This is a genomic window from Azospirillum rugosum (assembly GCF_017876155.1).
Taxonomy (GTDB): Bacteria; Pseudomonadota; Alphaproteobacteria; order Azospirillales; family Azospirillaceae; genus Azospirillum; species Azospirillum rugosum.
In genome coordinates this window covers 38,012-61,951 of record NZ_JAGINP010000024.1, presented here as the reverse complement: position 1 = coordinate 61,951, position 23,940 = coordinate 38,012, and the positions used below count along the sequence as shown (strand labels likewise).

At 69.3% G+C, this 23,940-nt stretch carries 22 protein-coding genes; 12 read left to right on the top strand and 10 right to left on the bottom strand.

Going from position 1 to position 23,940, the window contains the following annotated elements; genetic code table 11:
* Positions 1-15 precede the first annotated feature (15 nt).
* Both J2851_RS27620 and J2851_RS27615 read right to left on the bottom strand, forming a co-directional pair.
* The gene (locus J2851_RS27620) at positions 16-327 is read right to left on the bottom strand and encodes a Rieske (2Fe-2S) protein (protein WP_209770396.1); all 312 of its coding nucleotides are present in this window, start codon (positions 325-327) and stop codon (positions 16-18) included.
* Between the two features lie 55 nt (positions 328-382).
* On the bottom strand, positions 383-1,345 hold the full coding sequence (locus J2851_RS27615) for a LysR family transcriptional regulator (protein ID WP_209770395.1): 963 nt from the start codon (positions 1,343-1,345) through the stop codon (positions 383-385).
* Positions 1,346-1,474: 129 nt separating this feature from the next.
* Between J2851_RS27615 and J2851_RS27610 the strand changes: the two genes are divergently transcribed.
* From J2851_RS27610 to J2851_RS27580, 7 genes are all read left to right on the top strand, one after another.
* Positions 1,475-2,515, top strand: coding sequence for a histone deacetylase family protein (locus J2851_RS27610; RefSeq protein ID WP_209770394.1), 1,041 nt, complete (start codon positions 1,475-1,477; stop codon positions 2,513-2,515).
* Between the two features lie 35 nt (positions 2,516-2,550).
* A complete protein-coding gene (locus tag J2851_RS27605) occupies positions 2,551-3,726 on the top strand; it encodes an aromatic ring-hydroxylating oxygenase subunit alpha (protein WP_209770393.1) in 1,176 nt (391 codons plus the stop codon).
* The gene (locus J2851_RS27600; protein ID WP_209770392.1) at positions 3,723-4,610 is read left to right on the top strand and encodes an alpha/beta fold hydrolase; all 888 of its coding nucleotides are present in this window, start codon (positions 3,723-3,725) and stop codon (positions 4,608-4,610) included. The genes J2851_RS27605 and J2851_RS27600 overlap by 4 nt, the downstream gene beginning before the upstream one ends.
* Before the next feature lie 110 nt (positions 4,611-4,720).
* Positions 4,721-6,313 carry an ABC transporter substrate-binding protein gene (locus tag J2851_RS27595; protein ID WP_209770391.1) on the top strand — a complete coding sequence of 531 codons (1,593 nt, stop codon included), beginning with the start codon at positions 4,721-4,723 and terminating at the stop codon, positions 6,311-6,313.
* A gap of 78 nt (positions 6,314-6,391) precedes the next feature.
* Positions 6,392-7,345 carry an ABC transporter permease gene (locus J2851_RS27590; protein WP_209770390.1) on the top strand — a complete coding sequence of 318 codons (954 nt, stop codon included), beginning with the start codon at positions 6,392-6,394 and terminating at the stop codon, positions 7,343-7,345.
* A complete protein-coding gene (locus J2851_RS27585; protein ID WP_209770388.1) occupies positions 7,342-8,175 on the top strand; it encodes an ABC transporter permease in 834 nt (277 codons plus the stop codon). The genes J2851_RS27590 and J2851_RS27585 overlap by 4 nt, the downstream gene beginning before the upstream one ends.
* A gap of 5 nt (positions 8,176-8,180) precedes the next feature.
* Positions 8,181-9,902 carry an ABC transporter ATP-binding protein gene (locus tag J2851_RS27580; protein ID WP_246500976.1) on the top strand — a complete coding sequence of 574 codons (1,722 nt, stop codon included), beginning with the start codon at positions 8,181-8,183 and terminating at the stop codon, positions 9,900-9,902.
* Between the two features lie 149 nt (positions 9,903-10,051).
* On the opposite strand, the gene J2851_RS27575 is transcribed toward J2851_RS27580, so the two are convergent.
* The 3 genes from J2851_RS27575 to J2851_RS27565 are packed head-to-tail and all read right to left on the bottom strand — an operon-like array spanning position 10,052 to position 13,386.
* A complete protein-coding gene (locus tag J2851_RS27575; RefSeq protein WP_209770384.1) occupies positions 10,052-11,482 on the bottom strand; it encodes an aldehyde dehydrogenase family protein in 1,431 nt (476 codons plus the stop codon).
* Between the two features lie 23 nt (positions 11,483-11,505).
* Positions 11,506-12,120, bottom strand: a complete 615-nt coding sequence (locus J2851_RS27570; protein ID WP_209770382.1) for a flavin reductase family protein — start codon at positions 12,118-12,120, stop codon at positions 11,506-11,508.
* Positions 12,121-12,153: 33 nt separating this feature from the next.
* Positions 12,154-13,386, bottom strand: a complete 1,233-nt coding sequence (locus J2851_RS27565; protein WP_209770380.1) for an NAD(P)/FAD-dependent oxidoreductase — start codon at positions 13,384-13,386, stop codon at positions 12,154-12,156.
* A gap of 130 nt (positions 13,387-13,516) precedes the next feature.
* Between J2851_RS27565 and J2851_RS27560 the strand changes: the two genes are divergently transcribed.
* Complete coding sequence (locus J2851_RS27560; RefSeq protein WP_209770378.1) at positions 13,517-14,152, top strand: TetR/AcrR family transcriptional regulator; 636 nt, start codon at positions 13,517-13,519, stop codon at positions 14,150-14,152.
* 7 nt (positions 14,153-14,159) lie between these two features.
* Here the strand turns inward: J2851_RS27560 and J2851_RS27555 are convergent, their stop codons facing one another.
* The 4 genes from J2851_RS27555 to hisN form a co-directional block, all read right to left on the bottom strand.
* Entirely contained in the window at positions 14,160-15,200 is a 1,041-nt protein-coding gene (locus J2851_RS27555; RefSeq protein WP_209770376.1) for a 2,5-dihydroxypyridine 5,6-dioxygenase NicX family protein, read from the bottom strand.
* An 82-nt stretch (positions 15,201-15,282) separates the two neighbouring features.
* The gene (gene eutC / locus J2851_RS27550; RefSeq protein WP_209770374.1) at positions 15,283-16,062 is read right to left on the bottom strand and encodes an ethanolamine ammonia-lyase subunit EutC; all 780 of its coding nucleotides are present in this window, start codon (positions 16,060-16,062) and stop codon (positions 15,283-15,285) included.
* Positions 16,059-17,453, bottom strand: coding sequence for an ethanolamine ammonia-lyase subunit EutB (locus J2851_RS27545; RefSeq protein ID WP_209770372.1), 1,395 nt, complete (start codon positions 17,451-17,453; stop codon positions 16,059-16,061). The genes eutC and J2851_RS27545 overlap by 4 nt, the downstream gene beginning before the upstream one ends.
* Positions 17,454-17,483: 30 nt before the next feature.
* Positions 17,484-18,305 carry a histidinol-phosphatase gene (hisN, locus tag J2851_RS27540; RefSeq protein ID WP_246500975.1) on the bottom strand — a complete coding sequence of 274 codons (822 nt, stop codon included), beginning with the start codon at positions 18,303-18,305 and terminating at the stop codon, positions 17,484-17,486.
* Positions 18,306-18,468: 163 nt separating this feature from the next.
* Between hisN and J2851_RS27535 the strand changes: the two genes are divergently transcribed.
* From J2851_RS27535 to J2851_RS27520, 4 genes are all read left to right on the top strand, one after another.
* On the top strand, positions 18,469-19,488 hold the full coding sequence (locus J2851_RS27535) for an ABC transporter substrate-binding protein (protein WP_209770370.1): 1,020 nt from the start codon (positions 18,469-18,471) through the stop codon (positions 19,486-19,488).
* A 185-nt stretch (positions 19,489-19,673) separates the two neighbouring features.
* Positions 19,674-20,681, top strand: a complete 1,008-nt coding sequence (locus tag J2851_RS27530; protein WP_209770368.1) for an ABC transporter ATP-binding protein — start codon at positions 19,674-19,676, stop codon at positions 20,679-20,681.
* Entirely contained in the window at positions 20,678-22,378 is a 1,701-nt protein-coding gene (locus J2851_RS27525; protein WP_209770366.1) for an ABC transporter permease subunit, read from the top strand. The genes J2851_RS27530 and J2851_RS27525 overlap by 4 nt, the downstream gene beginning before the upstream one ends.
* 3 nt (positions 22,379-22,381) lie before the next feature.
* Positions 22,382-23,143, top strand: a complete 762-nt coding sequence (locus J2851_RS27520; RefSeq protein ID WP_209770364.1) for a DeoR/GlpR family DNA-binding transcription regulator — start codon at positions 22,382-22,384, stop codon at positions 23,141-23,143.
* A gap of 23 nt (positions 23,144-23,166) precedes the next feature.
* Here J2851_RS27520 and J2851_RS27515 read toward each other — a convergent pair whose 3' ends face one another.
* Entirely contained in the window at positions 23,167-23,937 is a 771-nt protein-coding gene (locus tag J2851_RS27515; RefSeq protein ID WP_209770362.1) for a short-chain dehydrogenase/reductase, read from the bottom strand.
* Positions 23,938-23,940: the final 3 nt, after the last annotated feature.

The following is a 23,940-nucleotide window of genomic DNA, read 5'->3' as shown; positions in this document are numbered from 1 at the left end:
CGGGAGAACGCCGGATCAATCCGGCAGCTCGACCAGGATAGCGTCGCCCTCGATCATGGTCGGGTAGACGGGCAGGGGGCTCTTGGTCGGCCCGTCGACGACGGCGCCGGTCCGGATGTCGAACAGGGCCTGATGGAGCGGGCATTCGATACAACCGTTGTCCACATAGCCGTCGGACATGTAGGCGTGCTGGTGCGTGCAGATGTTGCCGGTGGCGTAGAAGGCGCCGTCGAGCTTGTAGAGCGCGATGTCCAGGCCGTTGATCTCGACGCCGATCACGCTGCCGTCCTGAAGGGCATCGGTGGATGCGGCCTTGTGCCAAGCCATTCTGGTCTCCATTCCTAAACGTTGTGGCTGTTGCGGGTGTGGATGGGGCCGTTCGTCACGGCTCCGTGAAAACCGGGGGGTAGGTGCGTTCCTCGATCGTCTTGGCCGCCACGACCTCCCGCATCTGCGCGATGAAGGCGTTCTCGATGCGGGTCAGCTGGGCCTTCTGGTTGGTCACCAGATAGACGTCGATGGGGGTGGGACGGTGGTAGGGCGGCAGCTGCCACAGCAGCCCGTCGCGCACGTCGCGCTGCATCACGTGGATGGGCATCGCGCCGATCCCGACGCCGGCGATGATCATGCGCCGCAGTTCTTCCAGGTTGTCCGACAGGCCGGCGAAGGGCATGGCCATGTTGGCCTGCCGGTACATGGCGGTGATCGTCTGGATCACCTCCGACGACGCGAACACCTTGAAGGTGACGGCGCGCTCCCCCTGCAAATCGGCCAGCGTCAGGTCGCGGCGGCCGAAATAGCGGTGGCGCGGCCCGCAGAAGAAGCCGAAATGCTCCTTATAGAGGTGCAGGTACTCGATGCCCGGCACGTGGCTGCAGGCCAGGCAGATCCCGACGTTGATGGAGCGGTTCATCACCTGCTCGATCACCACGGCGCTGGTGACGAGCGAGACGTCGACGGTCACGTTGGGGTGTCGTTCGTGGAACTGCGCCAGCGTTTCGTCGATCAGGTCGCTCACCATGTGGCTCGCCATGGTCAGCGACAGCGTTCCGGCCAGGGATTCGGTGGTCTCCGCGATCAGGCTGGGGATGTGGCCGATGGTGTTGAACACCTCCTTGCACTCGCGATGCAGCAACTTCCCGTTGTCGGTCAGCTGGAACATCGTGGCGTTCCGCAGCACGAGCTGCGTGTTCAGCTGCTCCTCAAGGCGCTTCAGAGCCGTGCTGACGGCCGGTTGGGTCCGGTTGAGCGCGTCCGCGGCCTTGGAAATGCTGCGCTCTTCCGCAATGACGAGAAAAACCCGCAATAGATTCCAGTCGAGCGAGCGGACCAGAGGATTGCTCATCAGCATGACTCACCCCCACCCTGTATAAACCCCGTTTATGGGGTAATAACAACAATCTATTTGATTTATAGTGTCACACCACATCAAGCTTGTCCAGGTCGTCAGAGAGCGAGGGGTCTGTGAGAAGAAATGAAAATCTTCTTTTCCCCCAGGCAAAGGGGGCATAGGCCGGGAAATTTCCTGGTCTCCGGCCAATTACGCCAAATTCCGGATGTGCCGGAGCGTGTCGAAAGCCTTCTCATGGGGGCAACGTCTTGTGGCCATTCGATCCATGAGCCGGAGGACTTCGGCGTCTCTTGCATCGCAAAAGTGCACACTGCCGAATATATAGCCTTTCTGGAAACGGCTTATGACCGGTGGAGCGCGCTTGCCGACGCGTCTTCGGAGGTCGTGCCGAACGTCCATCCGCGCCGTCCCGGCCGCGGCTATCCGCGGTCGATCGTCGGGCGCGCCGGCTATCACCTGTATGATCTGGCCTGCCCGATCACGCCGGACACCTGGACGTCGGCCCTGTGGGGCGCCCATTCGGCAACATCCGCGGCGTTGCAGGTCCGCGACGGCGGGGAGCGCAGCGCCTACGCCATCTGCCGCCCGCCCGGCCACCACGCCGGCCGCGATTTCGCCGGGGGCTTCTGCTACCTGAACAACGCCGCGGTCGCCGCGGCTGTGCTGCGCGACAAGTACCAGCGCGTCGCCATCGTGGACATCGACGTCCACCACGGCAACGGCACGCAGGACATCTTCTATGACCGCGGCGACGTCATGACGATCTCGCTGCACGGCGACCCCGCGGAATTCTACCCGTTCTTCTGGGGCTACGAGACCGAGCGCGGCGAGGGCGACGGGCTGGGCGCCAACGTCAACCTGGCGCTGCCCCGGAACGCCGGCGACAACCAGTATCTGGACGCGCTGCACATCGGCCTCAGCCATCTGCGGGACTTCCGCCCGCAGGCGCTGGTCGTGGCGCTCGGCCTCGACTCCTACAAGAACGATCCTCTCGCCTTCCTTCAGATCACCACCACCGGGTTCGAACGGATCGCGCGCGTCCTGTCGTCGCTGCGCCTGCCGACCGTGCTGGTCCAGGAAGGGGGATACCTCTGCGAAGACCTCGGCATGAACCTCGCGTCCTTCCTGACCGGGTTCGAAGCCGAGCAGCTGCAACAAGCCTAACGCCCTGATCCCAAAGCCCAGATCGTGGAGTGAGCATGTCCGACACATCCGACACCATGTTCCGGAAGACCTTCCTGGACGTGAAGCAGGCCAGCCATGCTCCGGGTCTCCTGTACAACGACCCGGAGGTTCTCCAGCAGGAGATCGAGCAGATCTTCAAGCGCGACTGGCTGTACCTGGCCCGCGCCGAGGAGCTGCCGAACCCCGGCGACTACAAGACCTTCCGGATCGCCAACGAGCCCATCATCCTGTGCCGGGACGAGGCGGGCGCCATCCGCGCCTACGCCAACATGTGCCTGCACCGCGGCGTTGAGATCGCCACGGGCGAGGGCAACGCGACGGAGTTCACCTGCCCCTATCACGGCTGGCTCTACAACCTCGACGGCCAGCTGATGGGCGCCAGCTACATGCGCGATTCCGAAGGCTTCGACCGCAAGGCCTGCCGCCTTCCCGAACTGCACGTCGGCCAGTGGGGCGGCTTCATCTTCGTGACGCTCGCCAAGGACCCGGTTCCCTTCGCGACCTTCATCAAGGATTTCGACGAGAAGTTCGGCTACCTGAACCTGGAAACGCTGAAGATCGGCCTGCGCGTCGATTCCGAGCTTCAGTGCAACTGGAAGCTCATGGTCGAGAACTTCGTGGACTTCTACCACGTCGGCGTCCTGCACAAGGACTCCATCGGGCGCTTCATGAAGTCCGTGGACCTGACCTACGACCTGCGGCCGAACGGGCAGGTGTTCGTCGATGAATACGACGCCGGCACGCTGTCCAAGACGGGCGACCTGACCGCCAAGCGCATCGCCGCCCTGGAAGGCAAGTCGCCGCGCTTTTCCTCGGCCGGGCTGCTGACGCCGAACCTGAACTTCTTCGTGCGGCCGGATTACGTGTCCGTCTACACCAGCTGGCCGCTCGGCGTGGACCGCATGCGGATGACCGGCACCATCCTGTGGTCGGCGGAGACCATCGACGGCCCGGCGCGCGAGCCCGTGGTGTCCGAATTCAAGGTCATGCTGGACAAGGTGCTGGGCGAAGACTTCGCCATGGTGGAATCGCTGCAGAACGTCACGCGCGCCTCGCGCTTCGTGCCGGGCCGGATGTCGCGCCTGGAAAAGGGTGTCCAGCACTTCATCAAGCACAGCGTCGAACGCCTCTATGGTCCCCAGGCGGCGGAGGCTGAATCGGCAGACCGCGTTGCGGACCCGGTGAAGTGAGCGACGGCGCGATGGCCGCATCCCCGATCCAGTACCTGCTGCACCCCCTGGGCTTCGGCGTCCGGGTGATGCAGTGGGGCGGCGAGGGCCCGGCGGTCCTGTTCGTGCACGGCCTGGGCTCCCACGCGGAGATCTGGGCGCCGGTCGCCTCGGCGCTGGCCGCGCAGGGTCGCCGCTGCTTCGCCATCGACCTGCCGGGGCACGGCCTGTCGCAGAAGGGGGGCGGATTCTCCTACACGGCGGCCGGCCATTCCGAGCTGTTCGCCGCCCTGCTGGCCGAACTGGGGGAGGAGCGGATCGACGTGGTCGGGTCGTCCCTGGGCGGCCTGTTCGCGGCGGCCTTCGCGACCCGGACGCCGGAGTTGGTCCGCACGCTGACCCTCATCGGCAGCGTCGGCTTGCAGCCGTTGGCGCCGGAGCGCCGGCGCTGGACGTCGGAGTATCTGGCGAAGATGGACCGCGACAGCGTCGCGACGCGCCTGCGCAACGGCGTGTTCGACCCGGCGGCGATCAGCGACTCCTTCGTCGAGGAGGCTTGGCGGATGAACAACTCGCGGGGTGCCGCGGAGTCCTTCGCCGCCATCGGCCGCTACTACGCCGAGGGCATCAACGACGACATGCAGGTCGAACGCCTCGCGGCGCTCGACGGGCGCGTCCCGCTGCTTCTGGTCTGGGGCAAGCAGGACGTCACCGTCGCCTACCAGGGCGCGGTGGAGGCTCTGCCGCGCTTGGCCCGCGCCACGCTGCTGGCGCTCGACGACACCCGGCACATCCCGCATGTGGAGCGGCCGGAGGTCGTGGGGACGGCCATCGCGCTGCATCTGGACGGTGGGGATGTCGGGATCCTGCGCGGCCCGGGCGTTGAGGTGACCGCGCAACAGTGAGTTGGTGTGCGTGCCCCCGTCCTCCGCAAACAACAACAGGGCGGCAAAACCGCCGGCGGAACGACGGGTGATGGTTTTTCGGGAGCTTTCAGGGATCTGAGGAGGGACTGATGACGAGCGGATTTGGGAAGGGTTTTGAGGGGCTGGGCTTGACCGGCGACATCGGGCGCCGGCAGCTTCTTAAGGCGGGTGCTGCGGTCGGGCTCGGCATCGGGGCGTCGGCCCTGCTGCCCGGCGCTTCGGCGTTCGCGGCGGAGGTGCCGAAGAAGGGTGGGCGGCTCAAGCTCGGCCTGGCGGGCGGCCAGACGACCAACACGCTGGACCAGGCGCGCGGCGGCTTCGGCTCGCCGGTGGAGCGCACCATCAACTACACGCTCTACAACACTCTGGTCGAGATCGCGCCGAACGGGCAGGCCGTTCCGGAGATCGCGGAGAGCTGGGACATCGGGCCCGGTGCCAAGTCCTGGGTCTTCAACATCCGCAAGGGCGTGACCTTCCACAACGGGAAGGAGATGACCGCGGACGACGTCGTCCACTCGCTGCGCCGCCACATGGGCGCCGACACCAAGTCGGGCGCCGCCGGCCTGCTGAAGGAGATCGAGTCCATCGAGAAGGTGGACAAGCATCAGGTGCGCGTCCAGCACGCCACCGGCAATGCCGACCTGCACTATATTCTGTCCGACTACCACCTCGCCATCGTCCCGGCGGAGACCACGACCGTGGACGGCGTCGGCACCGGCGGCTACGTCCTGCAAACCTACGAGCCGGGCGTCCGCTTCGTCGCCAAGCGCAACCCGAACTACTGGAAGGAGGGCCGCGCCCACGTCGACGAGGTGGAGTTCGTCGTGGTCAACGACGACGCGGCACGCCTCAGCGCGCTCCAGTCCGGCGAGGTGCACGGCATCAACCGCCTGGACCCGAAGACGGTCGCGCTGCTCGGCCGGGCGCCGGGCCTGCGCATCATCAACTCCGCCGGCACGGCCTACTACGTCATCAACATGCGCGCCGACCGGGCGCCGTTCGACAACAAGGATCTGCGGCTGGCGCTGAAATACGCGATCAACCGCGAGCAGATGCTGGACCGCCTGCTGCGCGGCTACGGCACGGTCGGCAACGACCACCCCATCGCCAAGAGCATGCCCTTCTTCGACGCCAAGCTGCCGCAGCGCACGCAGGACCTGGACAAGGCGAAGTTCCACTTCAAGAAGTCCGGGCACAGCGGGGCGCTCGATCTGCGCACCTCCACCGCGGCCTTCTCCAGCGCCATCGACATGGCGGTGCTGCTGAAGATGCAGGCGGCCGAGGCCGGCATCGACATCAACGTCGTGCGCGAGCCGCAGGACGGCTATTGGGAGAATGTCTGGCGGTCCAAGGAGTTCATGATCTCCTACTGGACCGGCCGCGCCGTGCCCGACCAGATCTTCACGACCGCCTACTATTCCAAGGCGGCCTGGAACGACACCCACTGGCGCAACGACAGCTTCGACTCCCTGCTTCTGGCCGCCCGGACGGAGCTGGACAACGCCAAGCGCGCCGGCATGTACGCCGAGATGCAGGCCATCATGCAGGATGACAGCGGCGCCATCGTGCCGATGTTCAACAACTTCCTGGACGGCATGCGCGACGCGGTGAAGGGCGACCTGACCGCGTCGAACATGGAACTGGCCGGCTGCCGGATCGCCGAGCGCTGCTGGCTCGCCTGACGCGCGGACCGGCCGGGGGCGGGCTTTCCCGTTCCCCGGCCGTGCAGCCTGTTTCTTTAGTCAAAGGCGGTGGTCCGCATGGTCTTGACCCGATTGATCGCGAAACGGCTCTTCGGGGCCCTGGTCACGCTGTGGTTCGTCACGGTGCTCATTTTCCTGGCCGTCGAATGCCTGCCCGGCGACGCCGCGGAGGCCCTGCTCGGCAAGGACGCCACGCCGGTGGCGGTGGAGAACCTGCGGGCGGAGCTGCATCTGAACGATCCCCCGGTGGAGCGCTACGTCGGCTGGCTGGGCCGGGTCGCCGTCGGCGATCTCGGCAAGTCGCTGACGACCAACCGGCCGATCGCGCCGATGCTGGCGACGCGGCTGTCCAACACGCTGTTCCTCGCCGCGACGGCGGCGGCCATCGCCGTGCCGCTGGCGATCATCCTGGGGCTGGTGTCGGCGCTCTACCGCGGGACGCGGCTGGACCGGGTCATCTCCGTCCTGTCGCTGGCCTCCATCTCCTTCCCGGAATTCTTCGTCGGCTACATCCTGCTGGTCGTGTTCGCCCTGAACCTCGGCTGGTTCCCGGTGCTGTCCGGCATCAACCCGGACATGGGGCTGGGCGAGCAGCTGCACCGGATCGTGCTGCCGGCGCTGACGCTGGTCTGCCTGGTGCTGGCCTACATGATGCGCATGACGCGGGCGGCGGTCATCAACGTGCTGTCCAACCCCTACATCGAGATGGCGGAACTGAAGGGCTGCTCGCGGCGGGAGATCATCGTCCGCCACGCCTTCGTCAACGCCGTCGGGCCGGTCGCCAACGTGGTGGCGCTCAGCCTCGCCTACCTCGTGGTCGGCGTGGTGGTGGTGGAGGTGGTGTTCACCTACCCGGGCCTCGGCCAGTGGATGGTGGATTCGGTCAGCAAGCAGGACATCCTGGTCGTGCAGATCTGCGGCCTCATCTTCGGCGCGACCTACATCGGCCTGAACCTGACGGCCGACATCGTCGCCGTGCTCTTCAACCCGAAGCTGAGGCATCCGCGATGACCCGGTTCACCCGTCTGCGGGGCTTTCCGCTGTCCACTTGGCTGCCGCTGGGCGTGCTGGTCGTCATCACGCTGGCCGTCGCCGTCGGCCCCGCCTTCCTGCCCTACCGCGCGGAGGAGATCGTCGGCGACCTGTGGGAGCCGATGAGCTGGGCGCACCCGCTGGGCACCGACCAGCTCGGCCGCGACATGCTGGCCCGCGTGCTGGAAGGCGGGCGCACCAGCCTGTCGCTCGCCGCGGTGATCGCCGGGCTGGCCTTCCTGTTCGGCAGCGGCGCCGGCCTGACGGCGGCCTTCCTCGGCGGCTGGGTGGACACCGCCCTGTCGCGGGCGGTCGACCTGCTGATGGCCTTCCCGCCGCTGATCTTCGCGCTGCTGACCATCGCGGTGCTGGGCAACTCCATCCCCGTTCTGGTCACCGTGCTGACCCTGTTCGAGGCGCTGCGCATCTTCCGCCTGACGCGCTCGCTCGCCATGGAGATCGCGGTGCAGGAGTTCGTGGCCGTGGCCCGGCTGCGCGGGGAGGGGATCGGCTGGATCCTGTTCCGCGAGATCCTGCCCAACGGGATGGTGCCGCTGATGGCGGAGCTGGCCATCCGCTTCGTCTTCGGGCTGCTGTTCCTCAGCTCGCTCAGCTTCCTCGGGCTGGGAGTCCCGCCACCCGCGCCGGACTGGGGCGGCATGGTGCGCGACAACGCCCCCGCCGTCAGCTTCGGCCTGTCGGCGCCGCTGGTCCCCGCCGCCATGATCGCCATCGTCGCGGTCTGCGTGAACCTGGTGGCCGACAGCCTGCTTCATACGCGGGGCCGGTCCCGCAGCGCGGAAGGATGACACTCATGGAAACGATCAACGCCGCGCAGCCCATCCTTCAAGTCCGCGACCTGCGGGTCCAGGCCGGTTCCCAACCGATTCTGAAGGGCGTCAGCTTCGACCTGTACCCGGGGGAGGTGCTGGGCCTGATCGGGGAGTCCGGGGCCGGGAAATCGACGCTCGGCCTCGCGGCGCTCGGCCACATGCGCGGCGGCTGCGCCTGTGTGGGCGGAGAGGTGCTGTTCCGCGGCCAGGACGTGTTCAGCCTGCCGCCGCGCCAGGCCGGGATGCTGCGCGGGCGCCGCATCACCTACGTCGCCCAGTCGGCCGCGGCCTCCTTCAACCCGGCCTACACGCTGGAAAGCCAGATCGCGGAGCCGTTGCGGCGCGGCGGCGGGTCCTCCGGCCCCATCGCGCGGACGATCCGCAACCTGTTCCGCCGCCTCGGGCTGCCGCAGCCGGACATCTTCGGCGCCCGCTACCCGCACCAGGTCTCCGGCGGGCAGTTGCAGCGCGCGATGACCGCCATGGCCCTGGCGCCGGAGCCGGACATCGTCGTCTTCGACGAGCCGACCACCGCGCTCGACGTCACGACGCAGCTCGAAGTGCTCGCCGCCATCAAGCAGGCCATCCGGGAGGAGGGCAGTGCGGCCCTCTACATCAGCCACGACCTGGCGGTGGTGTCGCAGATCTCCGACCGCATCATGGTGCTGCGCCACGGCCAGATGGTGGAGGAGGGCACGACGCGGGAACTGATCGACACGCCGAAGCAGGATTACACGCGCCGGCTGCTCAACGTCAGCCACGCGGTGGTGCCCGCCGAAGTGCGGGAGGATGCCCGGGACGAGGTTCTGTCCATCCGCGGCCTGTCGGCCCGCTACGGCTCCGTGCCCGTGCTGGACGACGTGACGCTGGGCGTGCGGCGGGGCACGACGCTCGCCGTGGTCGGCGAGTCCGGCAGCGGCAAGTCGACGCTCGCCAAGGTCGTCACCGGGCTGGTCCCGGCCGCCGGGGGGACGCTGACCTTCGCCGGGAAGGCGCTGCGCCCCACGCTGAAGGCGCGCGACAAGGACACGCTGCGGCGCATGCAGATGATCTTCCAGATTCCGGACACGGCGCTCAACCCGCGCCAGACCGTGGGAGAGATCATCGGCCGCCCGCTGTCCTTCTACTTCGGGCTGCCGCGCGCCGAGGTGGAACGGCGCGTCGCCGACCTGCTGCGCGACATCGAGCTGGGGCCGGAGTTCGCCCGGCGCTACCCGTCGGAGCTGTCGGGCGGCCAGAAGCAGCGCGTGTGCATCGCCCGCGCGCTGGCCGCCGACCCGGACCTGATCATCTGCGACGAGGTGACCTCCGCGCTCGACCCGCTGGTGGCGGAGGGCATCATCAAGCTGCTGCGCCGCCTCCAGGAGGAGAAGGGCGTCTCCTACATCTTCATCACCCACGACCTCGGCACGGTGAAGGCCATCGCCCACGACATCGCGGTGATGCGGCGCGGCCGTGTCGTGGATTGCGGCGCCCGCGACGCGGTGCTGTCGCCGCCCTTCCACCCCTACACGGAACTGCTGTTCACCTCCCTCCCCACCACCCGCGAGGGCTGGCTGGAGGAGGCGCTGGCCAAGCGGCCGGATCCGGACGCATTGGACGGGACGGCCCCGGGCGCAAGCCAGGAGGCCGGCCAGGCGAACGCCCGGACAGGCCATCGGCGCGGCGCGGACCGGCCGGTTGCCTCGGGCATGGGAGGCTGAGGCTGGGCAGCTTGGAATCCCCTCTCCCCTCCGGGGAGAGGGTTAGGGTGAGGGGGTTGCGCTTTTGCCGGACGTACCGAGGTGGCGGGACCCCCTCACCCTGCCCTCTCCCCAGAGGGGAGAGGGTCGAACGGCCAGGTGCGATTTACTCACTCACCATCCAGCTGGATGGCCTTGTACTCCAGGAACTCCTCCAGCCCGATGGCGCCGTTCTCGCGGCCGTTGCCGGACTGGTGGAAGCCGCCGAAGGGGGCGAACAGGTTGAACGGCGCGCCGTTGATGTCGACTTGGCCGGTGCGAAGCCGGCGGGCGATGCGCAGCGCGTGGCCGCGGTCGCCGGACCACACGCCGCCGCCCAGCCCATAGATGGTGCCGTTGGCGATGCGCACGGCCTCGTCCTCGCCGTCGTAGGGGATGATCGACAGCACGGGGCCGAAGATCTCCTCCTGCGCGATCACCGCGTCCGGGGCGACGCGGCCGAACACCGTGGGCCGGACGTAATAACCGCGGTCGAGGCCGGCCGGAGCCTCATCGCCGCCGACGATCAACTCGGCGTCGCTGTCCAGTCCCTTGCGAATGTAGCCGCGCACCCGGTCGCGCTGGGTGGCGGAGACCAGCGGGCCGATGCGGGTCGCGGCGTCCATCGGATCGCCGACGGTGAAGCCCTCCACCAGCGCCGGGATCATGGCCTTGACCTCCTCGTAGCAGGCAGCCGGGACCAGCATGCGGGTGTGGGCGGTGCAGGTCTGTCCGGCGTTGGAGACGCAATTCGCCAGTGTCCCCTTGACCGCCTTCGCGAGGTCGGCGTCGTCGAGGATGACGGAGGCCGACTTGCCGCCCAGCTCCAGCGTCACCTTCTTCACCGACTGCGCGGCGATGGCCGAGACGCGCCGGCCGGACAGGGTGGAGCCGGTCAGCGACACCATGTCCACGCGCGGGTGGCCGACCAGCGCCTCGCCCACCGTCGGGCCGGTGCCGGTGACCAGGTTGAAGACGCCCGGCGGCAGGCCGGCCTCGTGGATGATCTCCGCCAGCAGGAAGGCGTTCAGCGGCGCCACCTCCGACGGCTTCAGCACGACGGTGCAGCCGGCCGCGAGCGCCGGGCCGATCTTCCCGGCGATCTGATAGAGCGGGTAGTTCCACGGCGTGATGGCGACGACCACCCCCACCGGTTCCCGCACCACCAGGGAGTGGCCGATGCGCCCCTCATACTCGAAGCGCTCGGCCAGGTCGGCGTAGTTCTCGAAAGCGGCGACCTGCGCGCCGGCCTGGAAGGCGCGGCTGAGGCCGATGGGGCATCCCATCTCGGCCGTGATGGTCTGCGCCATCTCCTCCAGGCGGGCCTTCAGCCCGGCGGCGATCTTGCGCAGGTACGCCGCGCGCTCGGCCGGCGGGGTGGCGGCCCAACCCTCGAAGGCGTCGGCGGCGGCGTCCACGGCCGCGGCGGCGTCGCGCGCGTCGCACTGGGGAATGCGCGCGATCACCTCCTCCGTCGTGGGGTTCACCACGTCGATCATCGGGTGGTCGGCGGCGGGGGAAGTCCAGTTTCCGCCGATGTAGATCCGGTCGAAGCTGCGCATGCTGGTCCTTGGTTGTTGGCCGGTCATTTCGGCCGCTCGAGCTGGAAAACGGAATCGGTCACGGCGTAATCCATGTAGCCGAGGCGCGACAGGGGGCGAAGCAGTTCGGCGCGGACCATGCCGTCGACGATGACCTCGTCGCGGATGTGGATGCCCAGAACGCGGCCGAGCACCATGCGGCCGGACTTTTTGTCGTCGCTGGTGGGCAGCTCCAGGATATCCAGCACCGCGCATTCCAGGTTCACCGGCGATTCCTTCAGCCGCGGCGCGCGGACCAGCGTCGACGGCTCCTTGGTCAGCCCGGCAAGCTCGAACTCGTCCACGCCCCGCGGGACCGAGGCCGCGGAGGCGTTCATCGCGTCGCGCTGGTCGTAGCTGGCGAGGTTGACGACGAATTCCCCGGTCTCGCGGGCATTCTTGACGGAGTCCTTCTCACCGCCGTCGCGGTGCTCGCCGTTGGGACAATACATCACCATCGGCGGGCGTTCGTTGATGGCGTTGAAGAAGCTGAACGGGCTGAGGTTGGGGACGCCGTCCGCGCTGACCGTGGAGATCCAGCCGATCGGCCGCGGGATGACGCAGGCCTTGAAGGGGTTGTAGGGCAGGCCGTGGTCGTTGACGTCGCAGCGGTAGAACACAGTCGAACCTCCGAAGCGGGGAAGGGGGCGGCGTCAGCCGGCTGCCCGTTGTACCAAATTGCGCAAGGGGATGGACTCGTCGGCCAGTTCGGCGGGGGTGACCGGCACACCGCGCTCCATGAGGCCGGTGAGCGGGCGGCGTTCGCGCCCCATGTTGACCAGGACGGCGGACGTGACCCGGCCGCTGTTCAGCGCCAGGGTGATGAATCGGCCGCTCGCCGGATCGCCGCGCACGACCTCCGCCTCGCAGGGGCCGGGAAGGCCGAGCATCTGGAGGTTCATGCCGAACTGGTCGGTCCACATCCAGGGAACGGCGTCGTACCGCTCCTCCCGCCCCAGCATCGCGCGGCAGGCGACCGCCGTCTGGCGCTCCGCGTTGTCCCAGGTTTCCAGGCGGATGGAGCGGCCGTGGAAGGCGCTGGGGTGGCGCGCGACGTCGCCGACGGCGTAGATCCCCTCCACCGAGGTGCGTCCCCGCCCGTCGACGACGATTCCGTCGTTGCACTCCAGCCCGGCGGCGGCGGCGACCTCCGCGTTCGGCACGGCGCCGACGCCGACGACCAGCACATCGGCCTCGATCCGCGTCCCGTCCGCGCCGTGGACCGTCGCCCCGTCGCACCGCACCTCCAGCCGGTCGATCCGCACGCCGGTCTTCACCGTGACGCCCTGGGCGCGGTGCAGCGCCTCGACATGGCGCCCGATGGCCGCGCCGCCGACGACCCGCGCCAGAAGGGCCGGGGCGGCCTCCAGCACCGTGACCTCGCAGCCGAGCGTCCGGGCGCTCGCCGCCACCTCCAGCCCGATGAAGCCGCCGCCGATCAGGACGACGCGGGCCCCCGGCCGCAGGAACGGTCTCAGCCGGAGCGCGTCGGCGGCGCTGCGCAGCGTGTGGACGACCTCTCCGTCCACCGGCACGCCGTCGAGGGTGCGGGCGCGGGTGCCGGTGGCGATCAGCAGCGCGTCGAAGGCGACCGCCTTCCCGCCATCCGTGATGAGGCGGCGGTCGCGGGCGTCGATGGCCGACACGCGGGAGCCCAGCAGCAGCTCCGTCCGCCCATCTCCGTAGACGTCCGCCGCGTTGATCAGGCACTTGTCCAGCCCGTGATCGCCGCGCAGGAATTCCTTCGACAGGGCAGGCCGTTCGTAGGGCGGGTCCCGCTCCTCCCCGACGACGAGGATCCGTCCGTCGAAGCCTTCATCCCGCAGCACGCGCACGGCGCGCCCCGCCGCGTGTCCCCCACCCGCAATGGCAATGGTCCGGTGCATACGCCGCCCTCCGTCTCCGTTGCCGCGATATTATACGATAGTATAAAGTGATGGCAACGACGCACTTTGCCGGCCGCGGCGATGGCCCTATCCTCCAAGGCCGGCACCGAACAGCGGACCAGGACTCGCGGTGGAAACAGACGACTCACAGCCGCTCGCGCGGGCTCCGCGCCGCAGCTTTTCCAAGAAGGCGCCCGACGTCCGCCGGCAGGAGCTGATCGACGCCACCTTCCGCTGCCTGGTGCGCCTCGGCGAGGCGGAAACCAGCGTGCGGACCATCGCGGACGAGGCCGGCCTGTCGCTCGGCATGGTGCGCCATCATTTCCGCAGCAAGGACGAGCTGCTGGCGGAAACCTACCGGCACCTGTCGGCGCAGTTGCAGGAGCAGACGGCCAGGGCGCTCGCCGAAGCCGGGCCGTCGCCCGGCGAGCAGCTGCACGCCCTGGTCATGGCCGGTCTCCGCCCGCCGATCCTCGACCGCGACTACATCCGGGTGCGTTTCCTGTTCTGGGGGCTGACGCACACGAACGAGGCGGTGCGCCGCGTCCACGAGGAGATCTACGGGCGGTTCCAGCAGCAGCTGCACGACCTGATCGAGCAGACCGCCAGGGCCAACGGCGCGACGGTCGACGCCGCCACGGTGACCCTGGCGGTCATGGCCCTGCTGAAGGGCGCCTGGCTGGAATGGAGTTTGGCGCCGGACGCCGTCGATCCCCAGGCGCTGGTCGCCCAGATCCTGCCGGTCCTGCGGGAATCGCTCTCCTGAACGACCGTCAGTAGAAGCGCGGCGTCAGCGTCTCGTAGAGGCCCAGCAGCTCCGTCGGGCCGACCAGCCGGCCTTGGTCGACGATCAGTTCGCCATCGATCCACAGCGACTGGTCGAAGACGACGCCGTCCGGGTGGTTCTCCCCGCCGCCCGCTTCCCACCAGGGCAGGCCCATGCCGATGGCGTTGGTGCCGGGAACGCGGATGTCTTCGATGAAGTGCCGGCCGGTCATTCGCGTCGCGGGGTGGAAACCCAGGGTGAAGTGGATGAAATAGCCGTAGACGCCGTTGCTGGCGCGCCGCAGGGCGCGCTCGAACCGCGGCTGGTCCTCCGCCCCGGCGCCGGAGAAGCCCTGGATGCGGCCGTCGACCTCGATGGTGATCGGGCGGCGGAGCGGCCGGTAGATCTCGTCGAACAGGGCCTGGAGGACGATGCGCCCGCGCACCGAATCCATCACCGGGTACAGGCTCTGCGCGCCCGGTGCCGTGTGCATGCCGGGCGAGGTCGCGACGCGCTGCCGCTTCAGCTTGACCTTGTCCAGCGTGAAGGTGACGTCGGTGCCGAGCGGGCAGGTGAAGCGCGCCTCCTTCCCGGCCTGGCTGTCGACGTATTCGGCGACCGCCACCTGGAAGTCCATCAGGGCCGCGAAGTCGACGCCTCCGTAGAGGCGCGCCAGGCTGTCCGCGCCGGCGGTGGCGAGCAGGGCGTAGCGCGCGCGTCCGGCCTTCATCGCCCCGTCATGCATCCGCGATCCGGCCATGTACGGAAAGCAGAAATCCAGCCAGACGTCGGTGGCCGCCGCCGCCGCGACCAGCGCGTCGGGCACGTAGGCGTCCGCCAGGGCGCCCTGGAAGGGCAGCTGCGGAATCATGCCGACCAGCGGGCGCCCGCCGGCCTGCGCCACCGCCGCGAACACCGCGTCGACGAGCGCCGTGTCCGTTCCCGGATCGACGGTCAGCAGGACGCTCTCCCCGGCCTGCACCGCGAAATGGTCGCGGACGAGCGTGTTGGCCGCCTGCACCAGCCGGTGATCGTTGCGAATCAGCATTGGACCTCCCTGCACTCGGAGGCCACAATATAATACGACCGTATAAAGATCGGCAAGCGGCTTCGGTCGCCGCTTTCGTGGTTCAGTCCGGCAGCTCCGGTGGCGGAGCGGCGGCCGTCGTGTTCAGCAGGATGCCCGACCGGCGCCGAGCGAACATCGCCGTGAGCAGCGCCGCCGCCTGCTCCGCCGCCGCGGCTGGGGCAAGGCCGCCCGCGCGGACGTTGGAGATGCAGTTGCGCTCGCTGTCCACCCGGCCGGGCCGAGGCTCCCAGGTCAGGTAGAGGCCCAGCGAGTCCGCGGCGCTCAAGCCCGGGCGCTCGCCGATCAGCACGACGGCGGCCTTTGCCTGGAACAGGGCGCCGACCGGATCGCCCAGCGCCACCCGCGCCTGTTCCGCCACCACAATGGGTCCGACCCGCAGCCCAGCCGCTTGCAGGCGCGGAACCAGAGCGTCGAGGACGGGCAGGGCGTTGGTCTGCACCGCGGTGCCGCTCAGCCCGTCGCCGACCACCAGCACCACATCGGGCGCCGTCATCGGTTCCGACAGGCGGCGCTGCGACTCATCCGACAGCAGGCGGCCGAGGTCCGGGCGCGTCAGGTAGGTGGTGCGGTCCGGCGCCGCGCTGGCGACCGCCACGGCCGGCCAGCCGCGCTCAATCAGCGCCGCCATCAGCGCGCCGACGTCCAGCGGCGCGTGCACCGCGTCGCGCGCCTGGGCGTGCGCCGCCTGGAAGGCGAGATGCGCGGCGGTCGGCAGGCCGGAGCCGGCGTGGCCCAGCGCGATCCGCGCATCGGTGAAACGGCGCAGATGCCCCCAGCGGTCGGGCCGGGCCGGGGAGGGAAAGCGCTCGGACTCGGTCATGATTGCTCCTGTGGCAGGGGCAAGGCGGGCGGAAGGGCGGTGGCAGCGGGGTCGAAGCGCAGCCGCCCCCCAGCGTCGGCGATGCCCGCGGCGCCCAGCCACGCCTCGAACTCCGGCGCCGGGCGGCGGCCCAGCACTTGCCGGACGTACAAGGCGTCGTGGAAGGACGTGCTCTGGTAGTTCAGCATGATGTCGTCCGCCCCCGGCACGCCCATGATGAAGGTGCAGCCGGCCACGCCCAGCAGGGTCAGCAGCGTGTCCATGTCGTCCTGGTCGGCGTCGGCGTGGTTGGTGTAGCAGACGTCGCAGCCCATCGGCAGGCCGAGCAGCTTGGCGCAGAAATGATCCTCCAGCCCGGCGCGGATGATCTGCTTGCCGTCGAACAGGTATTCCGGCCCGATGAAGCCGACCACCGTGTTGACCAGCAGCGGACGGTAGCGGCGGGCCACCGCGTAGCAGCGCGCCTCGACCGTCTGCTGGTCCACCCCCTCATGCGCGCCGGACGACAGCTCGCTGCCCTGGCCGGTTTCGAAATACATCAGGTTGTCGCCGACCGTGCCGCGCTTCAGCGCCTTGCCCGCTTCCCACGCCTCGTCCAGCACGGACAGCGACACGCCGAAGGCCCGGTTGGCGGCCTCCGTCCCGGCGATGGACTGGAAGACGAGGTCCACCGGCGCGCCGCGCTCCATGGCCTTCAGCGCGGTGGTCACATGGGCCAGCACGCAGGACTGGATCGGCGCACCGGTGCGCAGCCGCAGTTCCTCCAGCATGGACAGCAGCGTGGTCATGGACTCCGCGCTGTCGGTCGCCGGGTTGATGCCGATGACGGCGTCGCCGCTGCCGTACATCAGCCCGTCCAGGATGCTGGCCGCGATGCCGCGCGGGTCGTCCACGGGGTGGTTGGGCTGCAGCCGGGTGGACAGCCGGCCCGGAAGCCCGATGGTGTTGCGGAAGCGCGTGACGACGCGGCATTTGGCGGCCACGGCGATCAGGTCCTGCACGCGCATGATCTTGGACACCGCCGCCGCCATCTCCGGCGTCAGGCCGGGGGCGAGCGCCGCCAGCGCCTCCGCGTCCGCCTCCTCCGACAGCAGCCAGTCTCGGAAGCCGCCGACCGTCAGGTGGGCGACGCGGGCGAAGGCGGCGCCGTCGTGGCTGTCGACGATCAGCCGGGTGACCTCGTCGCTCTCATAGGGGACGATGGCCTCGGTCAGGAAGTGGCGCAGCGGCAGGTCGGCCAGCGCCATCTGCGCCGCCACCCTTTCGGCCGCGCTGGCGGCGATCAGTCCGGCCAGCGCGTCCCCCGACCGCGGCGGCGACGCGCGCGCCAGCAGCGTCCTCAGATCGGGGAACCCGTACCGCGTTCCGGCCAGCGTTTGGGCGAATGCCATGGCGTCCCTTGTCCCTTCCGTTGATCGGGGTCAGACCGCCGCCCGCGCGATGGCGGCGACGACCTCGGCGTGGAGGTCGGCCGTCGCGGCGGCAACCACGCGCCCGTCCGAATCCATGGTCAGCGGCTTGCCCTCCCAGTCCGTGATGACCCCGCCGGCCCCTTCGATCACCGGCTGCATGGCCAAGTAGTCATAAGGTTGCAGCCCGGCCTCGATCACCAGATCCACATGGCCGGAGGCGACCAGCCCGTAGATGTAGCAATCGCCGCCGAAACGCCGCGTCCGCGCCTGCCGGCTGACCGTCTCGAACACCCGCAGCCCCGCCGCGTCGAAGGCGTCGGGCGAGGTGGTGTAGACCGTCGCGTCGGCCAGCCGGCGGCAGTCGCGCGTGCGGCAGGCCCGCTCCGCCCCACTGCCGTCGCCATAGAGGGTAGGGGCGCCGGCGCGTCCCGTCCAGCGCTCCCCCAGCACCGGCATGTCGATGACCCCGACGACCGGAATCCCGCGCTCCAGCACCGCCAGAAGCGTGCCGTAGATCGGCCAGCCGCTGATGAAGCTGCGGGTGCCGTCGATGGGATCGATCACCCAGACGATGTCCGAATCGAGCCGGTCGCGCCCGTGCTCCTCCCCGAAGATGCCGTGGCCGGGATAGCGGTCGGCGATGCGGCGGCGCAAGGCGGCCTCCACCTCGCGGTCGGCGATGGTCACCGGGCTGTCGTCCGCCTTGCTGTCAACGGCGACCGGGGTGCGGAACCAGCGGCGGGATAGGCCCCGCGCCTCGTCCGCCAAGGCAGCGGCGAAGCCGGCCAGTTCCAGGGTGCCGGGGGTCATGTCCGTGGTGATGGGGCTCATGATCTGCCTTGTTTTTGTGCTGCTGCGCAAATGCACGCCAGTTGTGCAATCATGGTAGACACAAAAACACAAAAGTGCAAACCTCCACTTAAATCCACGGCGGACAGGGGTTCGCCACCGGTCGCTGGCCGGGGAACGGCATCGGGAACTGAGGGGGTTGGTGATGGTGGAGCTTGGTGGAAAGTCGCTGGTGGCCGGTGCGATTCTGATGGCGGCGGCGGTGCTGCCGACCGTGGCCCAGGCCGGGACGCTGACCGTCTACACGGCGCTGGAGGAGGACGAGATCGCCGACTATGTGGCGGCGGCGAAGAAAGACCTGCCGGACATCGACCTGAAGGTGCTGCGCCTGTCCACCGGCGACCTCGGCGCCCGCATGCTGGCGGAGGCGTCCAACCCGCAGCACGACGTGATCTGGGGCTGGGCGGTCACCAACATGCTGGACCCGCGCGTCATGGCGCTGGTCGAACCCTACGCCGCCAAGGGCTCCGACGTGCTGCCGGCCGCCTACAAGGGTGCCGACGCCCGCTGGTTCGCCGCCACCGGCTACATGGCCGCCTTCTGCGTGAACACCGAACTGCTGAAATCGAAGAACCTGCCGGTCCCGACCTCCTGGAAGGACCTGACCAACCCCGTCTACAAGGGCGAGGTGGTGATGCCGAACCCGGTGTCGTCGGGCACCGGCTACCTCCAGATCGCCGCCATCCTGCAAAGCCAGGGCAACGAGAAGGGTTGGCAGTTCTTGAAGACGTTGGACGGCAACGTCGCCCAGTACATCAAGTCCGGCTCCAAGCCCTGCAAGTCGGCCCGTTCGGGCGAATTCGCCATCGGCGCCTCGCTGGCCTTCGCCGCCATCAAGTCGGTCGAGGAAGGCTTCCCGGTCAAGATGGTCATCCCGACCGACGGCGCCGGCTACGAGCTTGAGGCGTCGGCCCTGATGACGTCCTCCAAGAACAAGGCGGACGCCAAGCGCTTCCTCGACTGGACGCTGTCGCCGAAGGCCGCCGCGCTCTACACCAAGTACAAGGAGATCGTGACGATCCCCGGCGCGCCGGTCGCCAAGGCGGCGGTGGACGCCGGTCTGCCGGCCGACCTGCAGAAGGTGCTCTACCCCATGGACTTCGCCAAGTCCGCGACGGAGCGCGACGCCATCCTCCAGACCTGGCAGGGCAGCATCGGCCGCTGAGGGCAAAGCTCCCCTCTCCCGCCCCGGGAGAGGGTGCCCGCGAAAGCGGGCGGGTGAGGGTCGTGCAAGGATCAACGCACGCATTCTTGGCCGCACCCTCACCCTTCCCGCGCTTTCGCGCGGGTCCCTTCCCTCTCCCGGGGCGGGAGAGGGATTATCGTCCTCCCGCTCCGAATGGCCGTGCCATGGATTTGCAGATCAAGAACCTCCTGAAGACCTTCGACGGCTTCGTCGCGCTGGACCGCATCAACCTGACCGTGGAGGAGCGGGAATTCGTCTGCCTGCTGGGGCCGAGCGGCTGCGGCAAGACCACGCTGCTGCGCATCATCGCCGGGCTGATGCCCTACGACGCGGGCGAGCTGCTGATGGGCGGGCGGGACTTGGGCGCCGTGCCGGCGCGCGACCGCGGCTTCGGCATCGTGTTCCAGTCCTACTCGCTGTTCCCGAACATGACGGTGGCGGAGAACATCGGATACGGCCTGAAGATCCGAAAAGGCCCGCGCGACCGCATCGCGGCCCGGGTGACGGAGCTGCTTGACCTCATCAAGCTGCCGAATGTGGCCGACCGCTACCCCTGGCAGCTGTCCGGCGGGCAGCAGCAGCGCGTGGCGCTGGCCCGCGCGCTGGCCGTCGATCCGTCGCTGATCCTGCTGGACGAACCGCTGTCGGCGCTGGACGCCCGCGTGCGCGCCGACCTGCGGGCGGAAATCCGCGACGTGCAGCGCCGGCTGGGCATCCCCACCATCATGGTCACCCACGACCAGGAGGAGGCGCTGACGCTCGCCGACAAGGTGGTCTGCATGAACCACGGCCTGATCGAGCAGGTCGGCACGCCGCAGGACCTCTACCTGCGCCCGCGCACCCGCTTCGTGGCCGACTTCATGGGCAGCAGCAACCTTCTGCCGACCGCCTGGGTGCGCGAGGCGATGCCCCACCTCCTGCCCAGCCGCCCGGACGGGGCGGAGACCGCCTATGAGGCCTGCGTGCGGCCGGAGCGGATCGCCGTCGCCCCGGTGGCGGGCGGGGAGGGCAGGGTGATCGACCTGACCTTCCTCGGCAACATCCGCCGGCTGCGCCTGTCCTGGCGGGGGCGGGAGCTGCTGGCCGAGACCCACCAGGATCCCGGCGTCGCGCCGGGGGCCGCGGTGGACGTTTCGGTGGATGCTGACGCCTGCGCGTGGGTGCGCGCATGACCATGCCCGCCCTGACCGTACCCGACAAGACGCCGAACAAGACCCAGCCCCGCCGCCTGCGTCGCCCGATGGACGAGCGGCTGCTCTACGGCGCCTGCGTGCTGGTGCCGGTGGTGGCGCTGGTCCTGTTCTTCCTGCTGCCGCTCGGCACCATCGTCTGGCGCAGCTTCATGGAGGAGGCCGGCGGCGTCGGCCTCGGCAACTACCTGGCCCTGTTCCGCGCGCCGGGCACCCTGCGCGCGGTCGGCAACAGCCTGGCGGTCGGCACGGCCACCACGGCGGTCTGCCTCGTGCTGGGCTTCATGGTCGCCTACGCCGTGCAGCGCACGCGCATCCCGGGCAAGCGCTTCGTCTCGGCGGCCCTGGCGTTGCCGCTGCTGGCGCCCTCGCTGGTGCTCGGCCTCGGCCTGATCTTCCTCCTGGGGCGCAACGGGCTGGTCAGCAACCTGCTCGGCACGCGGCTGAACATCTACGGCTTTCCGGGGCTGCTGATCGCCAACGTGCTCTACGCGCTGCCGCAGGCGGTGCTGATCATCCAGGCGGCGCTGCGCCAGTCCGACGCCCGCTATTACGACGCGGCGGAGGTGATGGGGGCGACGCGCTGGCAGCAGTTCGTCGGCATCACCCTGCCCAACGTGAAGTTCGGCCTGCTCAGCGCTGGCTTCGTGGTCTTCACCGTGACGATCACCGATTTCGGCAACGCGGTGACCATCGGCGGTGACTTCTCCGTCCTGGCGACCGAGATCTACAACCAGGTCACCGGCCAGATGAAGTTCGGCATCGGCGCGGCGGTGGGCATCCTGCTGCTCCTGCCCACGGGCGTCGCCGTCTACATCGAGCGGGTGGCTGCCCAGCGCCAGTTCGGCACCGCGTCGGAAAGCGCCCTGCCGCCGGTCCCCGATTACGTTCCGATGCGCGACGTCCCGCTGTTCCTCGCCACCATGACGCTGGCCCTGTCCATCGTGGCGGTGGTGGCGACGGTGCTCTTCGCCAGCGTCGTCCGGCTGTGGCCCTACCGCCTGGACTTCACGCTGAAGCACTATTCGATCACGCTCAGCGGCGGCTACGACCCGCTGTGGACCTCGCTGGCGGTGTCGGCGGGGGCGGCGGGGATCGGCACGGCGCTGCTGTTCGCCCTGGTCCTGGGGCTGCGGCGGATGCCGCCGGGGGTGGCGAAGGCGGTCTATCTGCTGGCCGTGCTGCCGGTGGGCGTGCCGGGGCTGGTGCTCGGCCTGTCCTACATCTTCGCCTTCAACCTTGCGGGAACGCCGCTGCACATGCTGTATGGGACGGCGCTTCTGCTGGCGCTGTGCAACTTCTACCACTACCACACGCAGGGCTTCCTCACGATGGTCACCGGGATGCGCGCCGTGCCGCCGGCGCTGGAGGAAGCGGCGAGCTGCCTCGGCGGCGGGGTCCTGCGGGTGCTGGGCGACGTGGTGGTGCCGGTGATGGTGCCGACCCTGCTGTCGGTCTTCTTCTTCCTGTTCATGCGCTCCATGGTCACGCTGTCGGCGATCATCTTCCTGGTGACGCCCTCCACCAACCTCGCCGCGGTGACGGTGATGCGGCTGGACGAGGCCGGATTCGTGTCGCAGGCGGCGGCCTTCTCCACCTGCATCATGGCGGTGGTCGCGGCGGCGGCGCTCGCCATGCGCGGCGCGCTGGCCCTGGTCATCCGGAAGAAGGCGGCCTGAGCGATGCTTCAGGAGGAACGCCACCAGCGCATCCGAGCCCTCCTGGCGGCGGTGCACCGGGTCTCCACCGACCGCATCGCCGGCGACCTGGGCGTCTCGCGGGAGACGGTGCGGCGCGACATTGTGGAGTTGGAAGCGCGCGGCGAGCTGCGCCGGGTCCACGGCGGCGTGGTCGCGGTGGGGCCGGAGCCGGAACCCCCCATCGCCGTGCGCAACCAAGTGCGCCAGAAGGAGAAGCGCGCCATCGCCAAGGCGGCGGCGCGGCTGGTGTCCCCCGGCCAGACCCTGTTCCTCGATTTCGGCAGCACGGTGTCGGCCCTGGCGGAGGAACTGGCGAGCCTGCCCGGCCTGACCATCGTCACCAACTCCTTCGACGTGGCGCAGACCATCGCCAACCAGAACCGCAGCCGGGTGATGCTGCTGGGCGGCCGGGTGGACGAAGGGCTGCCCGCCACCTTCGGCGAGGGCACGGTGGCGGAGATCCACCGCTACCGCGCCGACATGGCGCTGCTGTCGCCGGTCGCCCTGCACCCCCGCTATGGCGCCACCAGCTTCGACCCGCGCGAGGCGGAGGTGGCCCGCGCCATGGTCGGCAACGCCGACCGCGCGGTGATCCTGGCCGACCACAGCAAGATCGGCCAGACCAGCCGCATCAGCTTCTGCCCGACCGACGGGATCGACACGCTGGTCACCGACGGCCGATCCCGCGATCTGCCGGAACTGGCGGCCCTGGCGGCCACGGTGCCGGAGGTGCTGTTCGGGTAATCGCCCCAGCCGGCCCGGACGGCCTATCGGAACCGGCCGCCGCCGTCCATGTCGACGACGGTGCCCGACAGGTAGGCGACCCGCGGCGCGCTGAGCAGGGCGACCAGCGCCGCGATCTCCGACGGTTCGGCGAGGCGGCCGAAGGGAAGGTCGCCCAGCGCCTCCGCCCAGCGCTCCGGATCGCCGAAACGCGTCTCGGCCCGCTTGCGGTAGAGCGTCGTGGCGCGATCGGTCCGCGTCGCCGACGGGTTGACCCCGAACACGCGCACGTTCCAGTCGACCGACCGCGCCCCCACCGCCTGGGTGAAGGCGATCAGCGCCGCGTTGCCGGTGGATCCGCAGACATAGTCCCAGCGCGGCGCCATCCCGGCCGTGCCGATGACGTTGACGATCGTGCCGCCGCCGCGCCCGCGCATGGCCTCCACGAACAGCTTCGTCATGTGGATGTAGCCGAAGACCTTCAACTGCCAGGAGGATTCCCAGGCGGCCATGTCCATGTCGAGGATGCTGCCGCCGGGAATGGCGCCGGCGTTGTTGATCAGCACGTCGATGTCGCCGACGGTGGCGGCGAGCCGTTCCCGCGCGGCACCGTCGGACAGGTCGGCGGGCACCGCCTCGGCCGCCACGCCGTGCCGCGCGCGGATGCTCTCGGCCGCCGCCTCCAGCGCCGCCGCGTCGCGGGCGACGAGGATGGGCACGGCGCCTTCCGCGGCGAAGGCCTCCGCGCAGGCGAGCCCGATTCCCTTGGATCCCCCGGTCACCAGGACCCGTTTGCCGGACAGTTCCAGATCCATGTT

Bases quoted from the DNA above. Each gene is read 5' to 3' on its own strand.
- J2851_RS27530 (WP_209770368.1), top strand. From the start codon at position 19,674: ATGGATTTGCAGATCAAGAACCTCCTGAAGACCTTCGACGGCTTCGTC.
- J2851_RS27575 (WP_209770384.1), bottom strand. From the start codon at position 11,482: ATGCGCAGCTTCGACCGGATCTACATCGGCGGAAACTGGACTTCCCCC.
- J2851_RS27610 (WP_209770394.1), top strand. From the start codon at position 1,475: ATGAAAATCTTCTTTTCCCCCAGGCAAAGGGGGCATAGGCCGGGAAAT.
- J2851_RS27555 (WP_209770376.1), bottom strand. From the start codon at position 15,200: ATGCTGATTCGCAACGATCACCGGCTGGTGCAGGCGGCCAACACGCTC.
- J2851_RS27615 (WP_209770395.1), bottom strand. From the start codon at position 1,345: ATGAGCAATCCTCTGGTCCGCTCGCTCGACTGGAATCTATTGCGGGTT.
- J2851_RS27595 (WP_209770391.1), top strand. From the start codon at position 4,721: ATGACGAGCGGATTTGGGAAGGGTTTTGAGGGGCTGGGCTTGACCGGC.
- J2851_RS27545 (WP_209770372.1), bottom strand. From the start codon at position 17,453: ATGGCATTCGCCCAAACGCTGGCCGGAACGCGGTACGGGTTCCCCGAT.
- J2851_RS27565 (WP_209770380.1), bottom strand. From the start codon at position 13,386: ATGCACCGGACCATTGCCATTGCGGGTGGGGGACACGCGGCGGGGCGC.
- J2851_RS27605 (WP_209770393.1), top strand. From the start codon at position 2,551: ATGTCCGACACATCCGACACCATGTTCCGGAAGACCTTCCTGGACGTG.
- J2851_RS27620 (WP_209770396.1), bottom strand. From the start codon at position 327: ATGGCTTGGCACAAGGCCGCATCCACCGATGCCCTTCAGGACGGCAGC.
- J2851_RS27535 (WP_209770370.1), top strand. From the start codon at position 18,469: ATGGTGGAGCTTGGTGGAAAGTCGCTGGTGGCCGGTGCGATTCTGATG.
- eutC (WP_209770374.1), bottom strand. From the start codon at position 16,062: ATGACCGAGTCCGAGCGCTTTCCCTCCCCGGCCCGGCCCGACCGCTGG.
- J2851_RS27515 (WP_209770362.1), bottom strand. From the start codon at position 23,937: ATGGATCTGGAACTGTCCGGCAAACGGGTCCTGGTGACCGGGGGATCC.
- J2851_RS27520 (WP_209770364.1), top strand. From the start codon at position 22,382: ATGCTTCAGGAGGAACGCCACCAGCGCATCCGAGCCCTCCTGGCGGCG.
- J2851_RS27525 (WP_209770366.1), top strand. From the start codon at position 20,678: ATGACCATGCCCGCCCTGACCGTACCCGACAAGACGCCGAACAAGACC.
- hisN (WP_246500975.1), bottom strand. From the start codon at position 18,305: ATGAGCCCCATCACCACGGACATGACCCCCGGCACCCTGGAACTGGCC.
- J2851_RS27590 (WP_209770390.1), top strand. From the start codon at position 6,392: ATGGTCTTGACCCGATTGATCGCGAAACGGCTCTTCGGGGCCCTGGTC.
- J2851_RS27580 (WP_246500976.1), top strand. From the start codon at position 8,181: ATGGAAACGATCAACGCCGCGCAGCCCATCCTTCAAGTCCGCGACCTG.
- J2851_RS27585 (WP_209770388.1), top strand. From the start codon at position 7,342: ATGACCCGGTTCACCCGTCTGCGGGGCTTTCCGCTGTCCACTTGGCTG.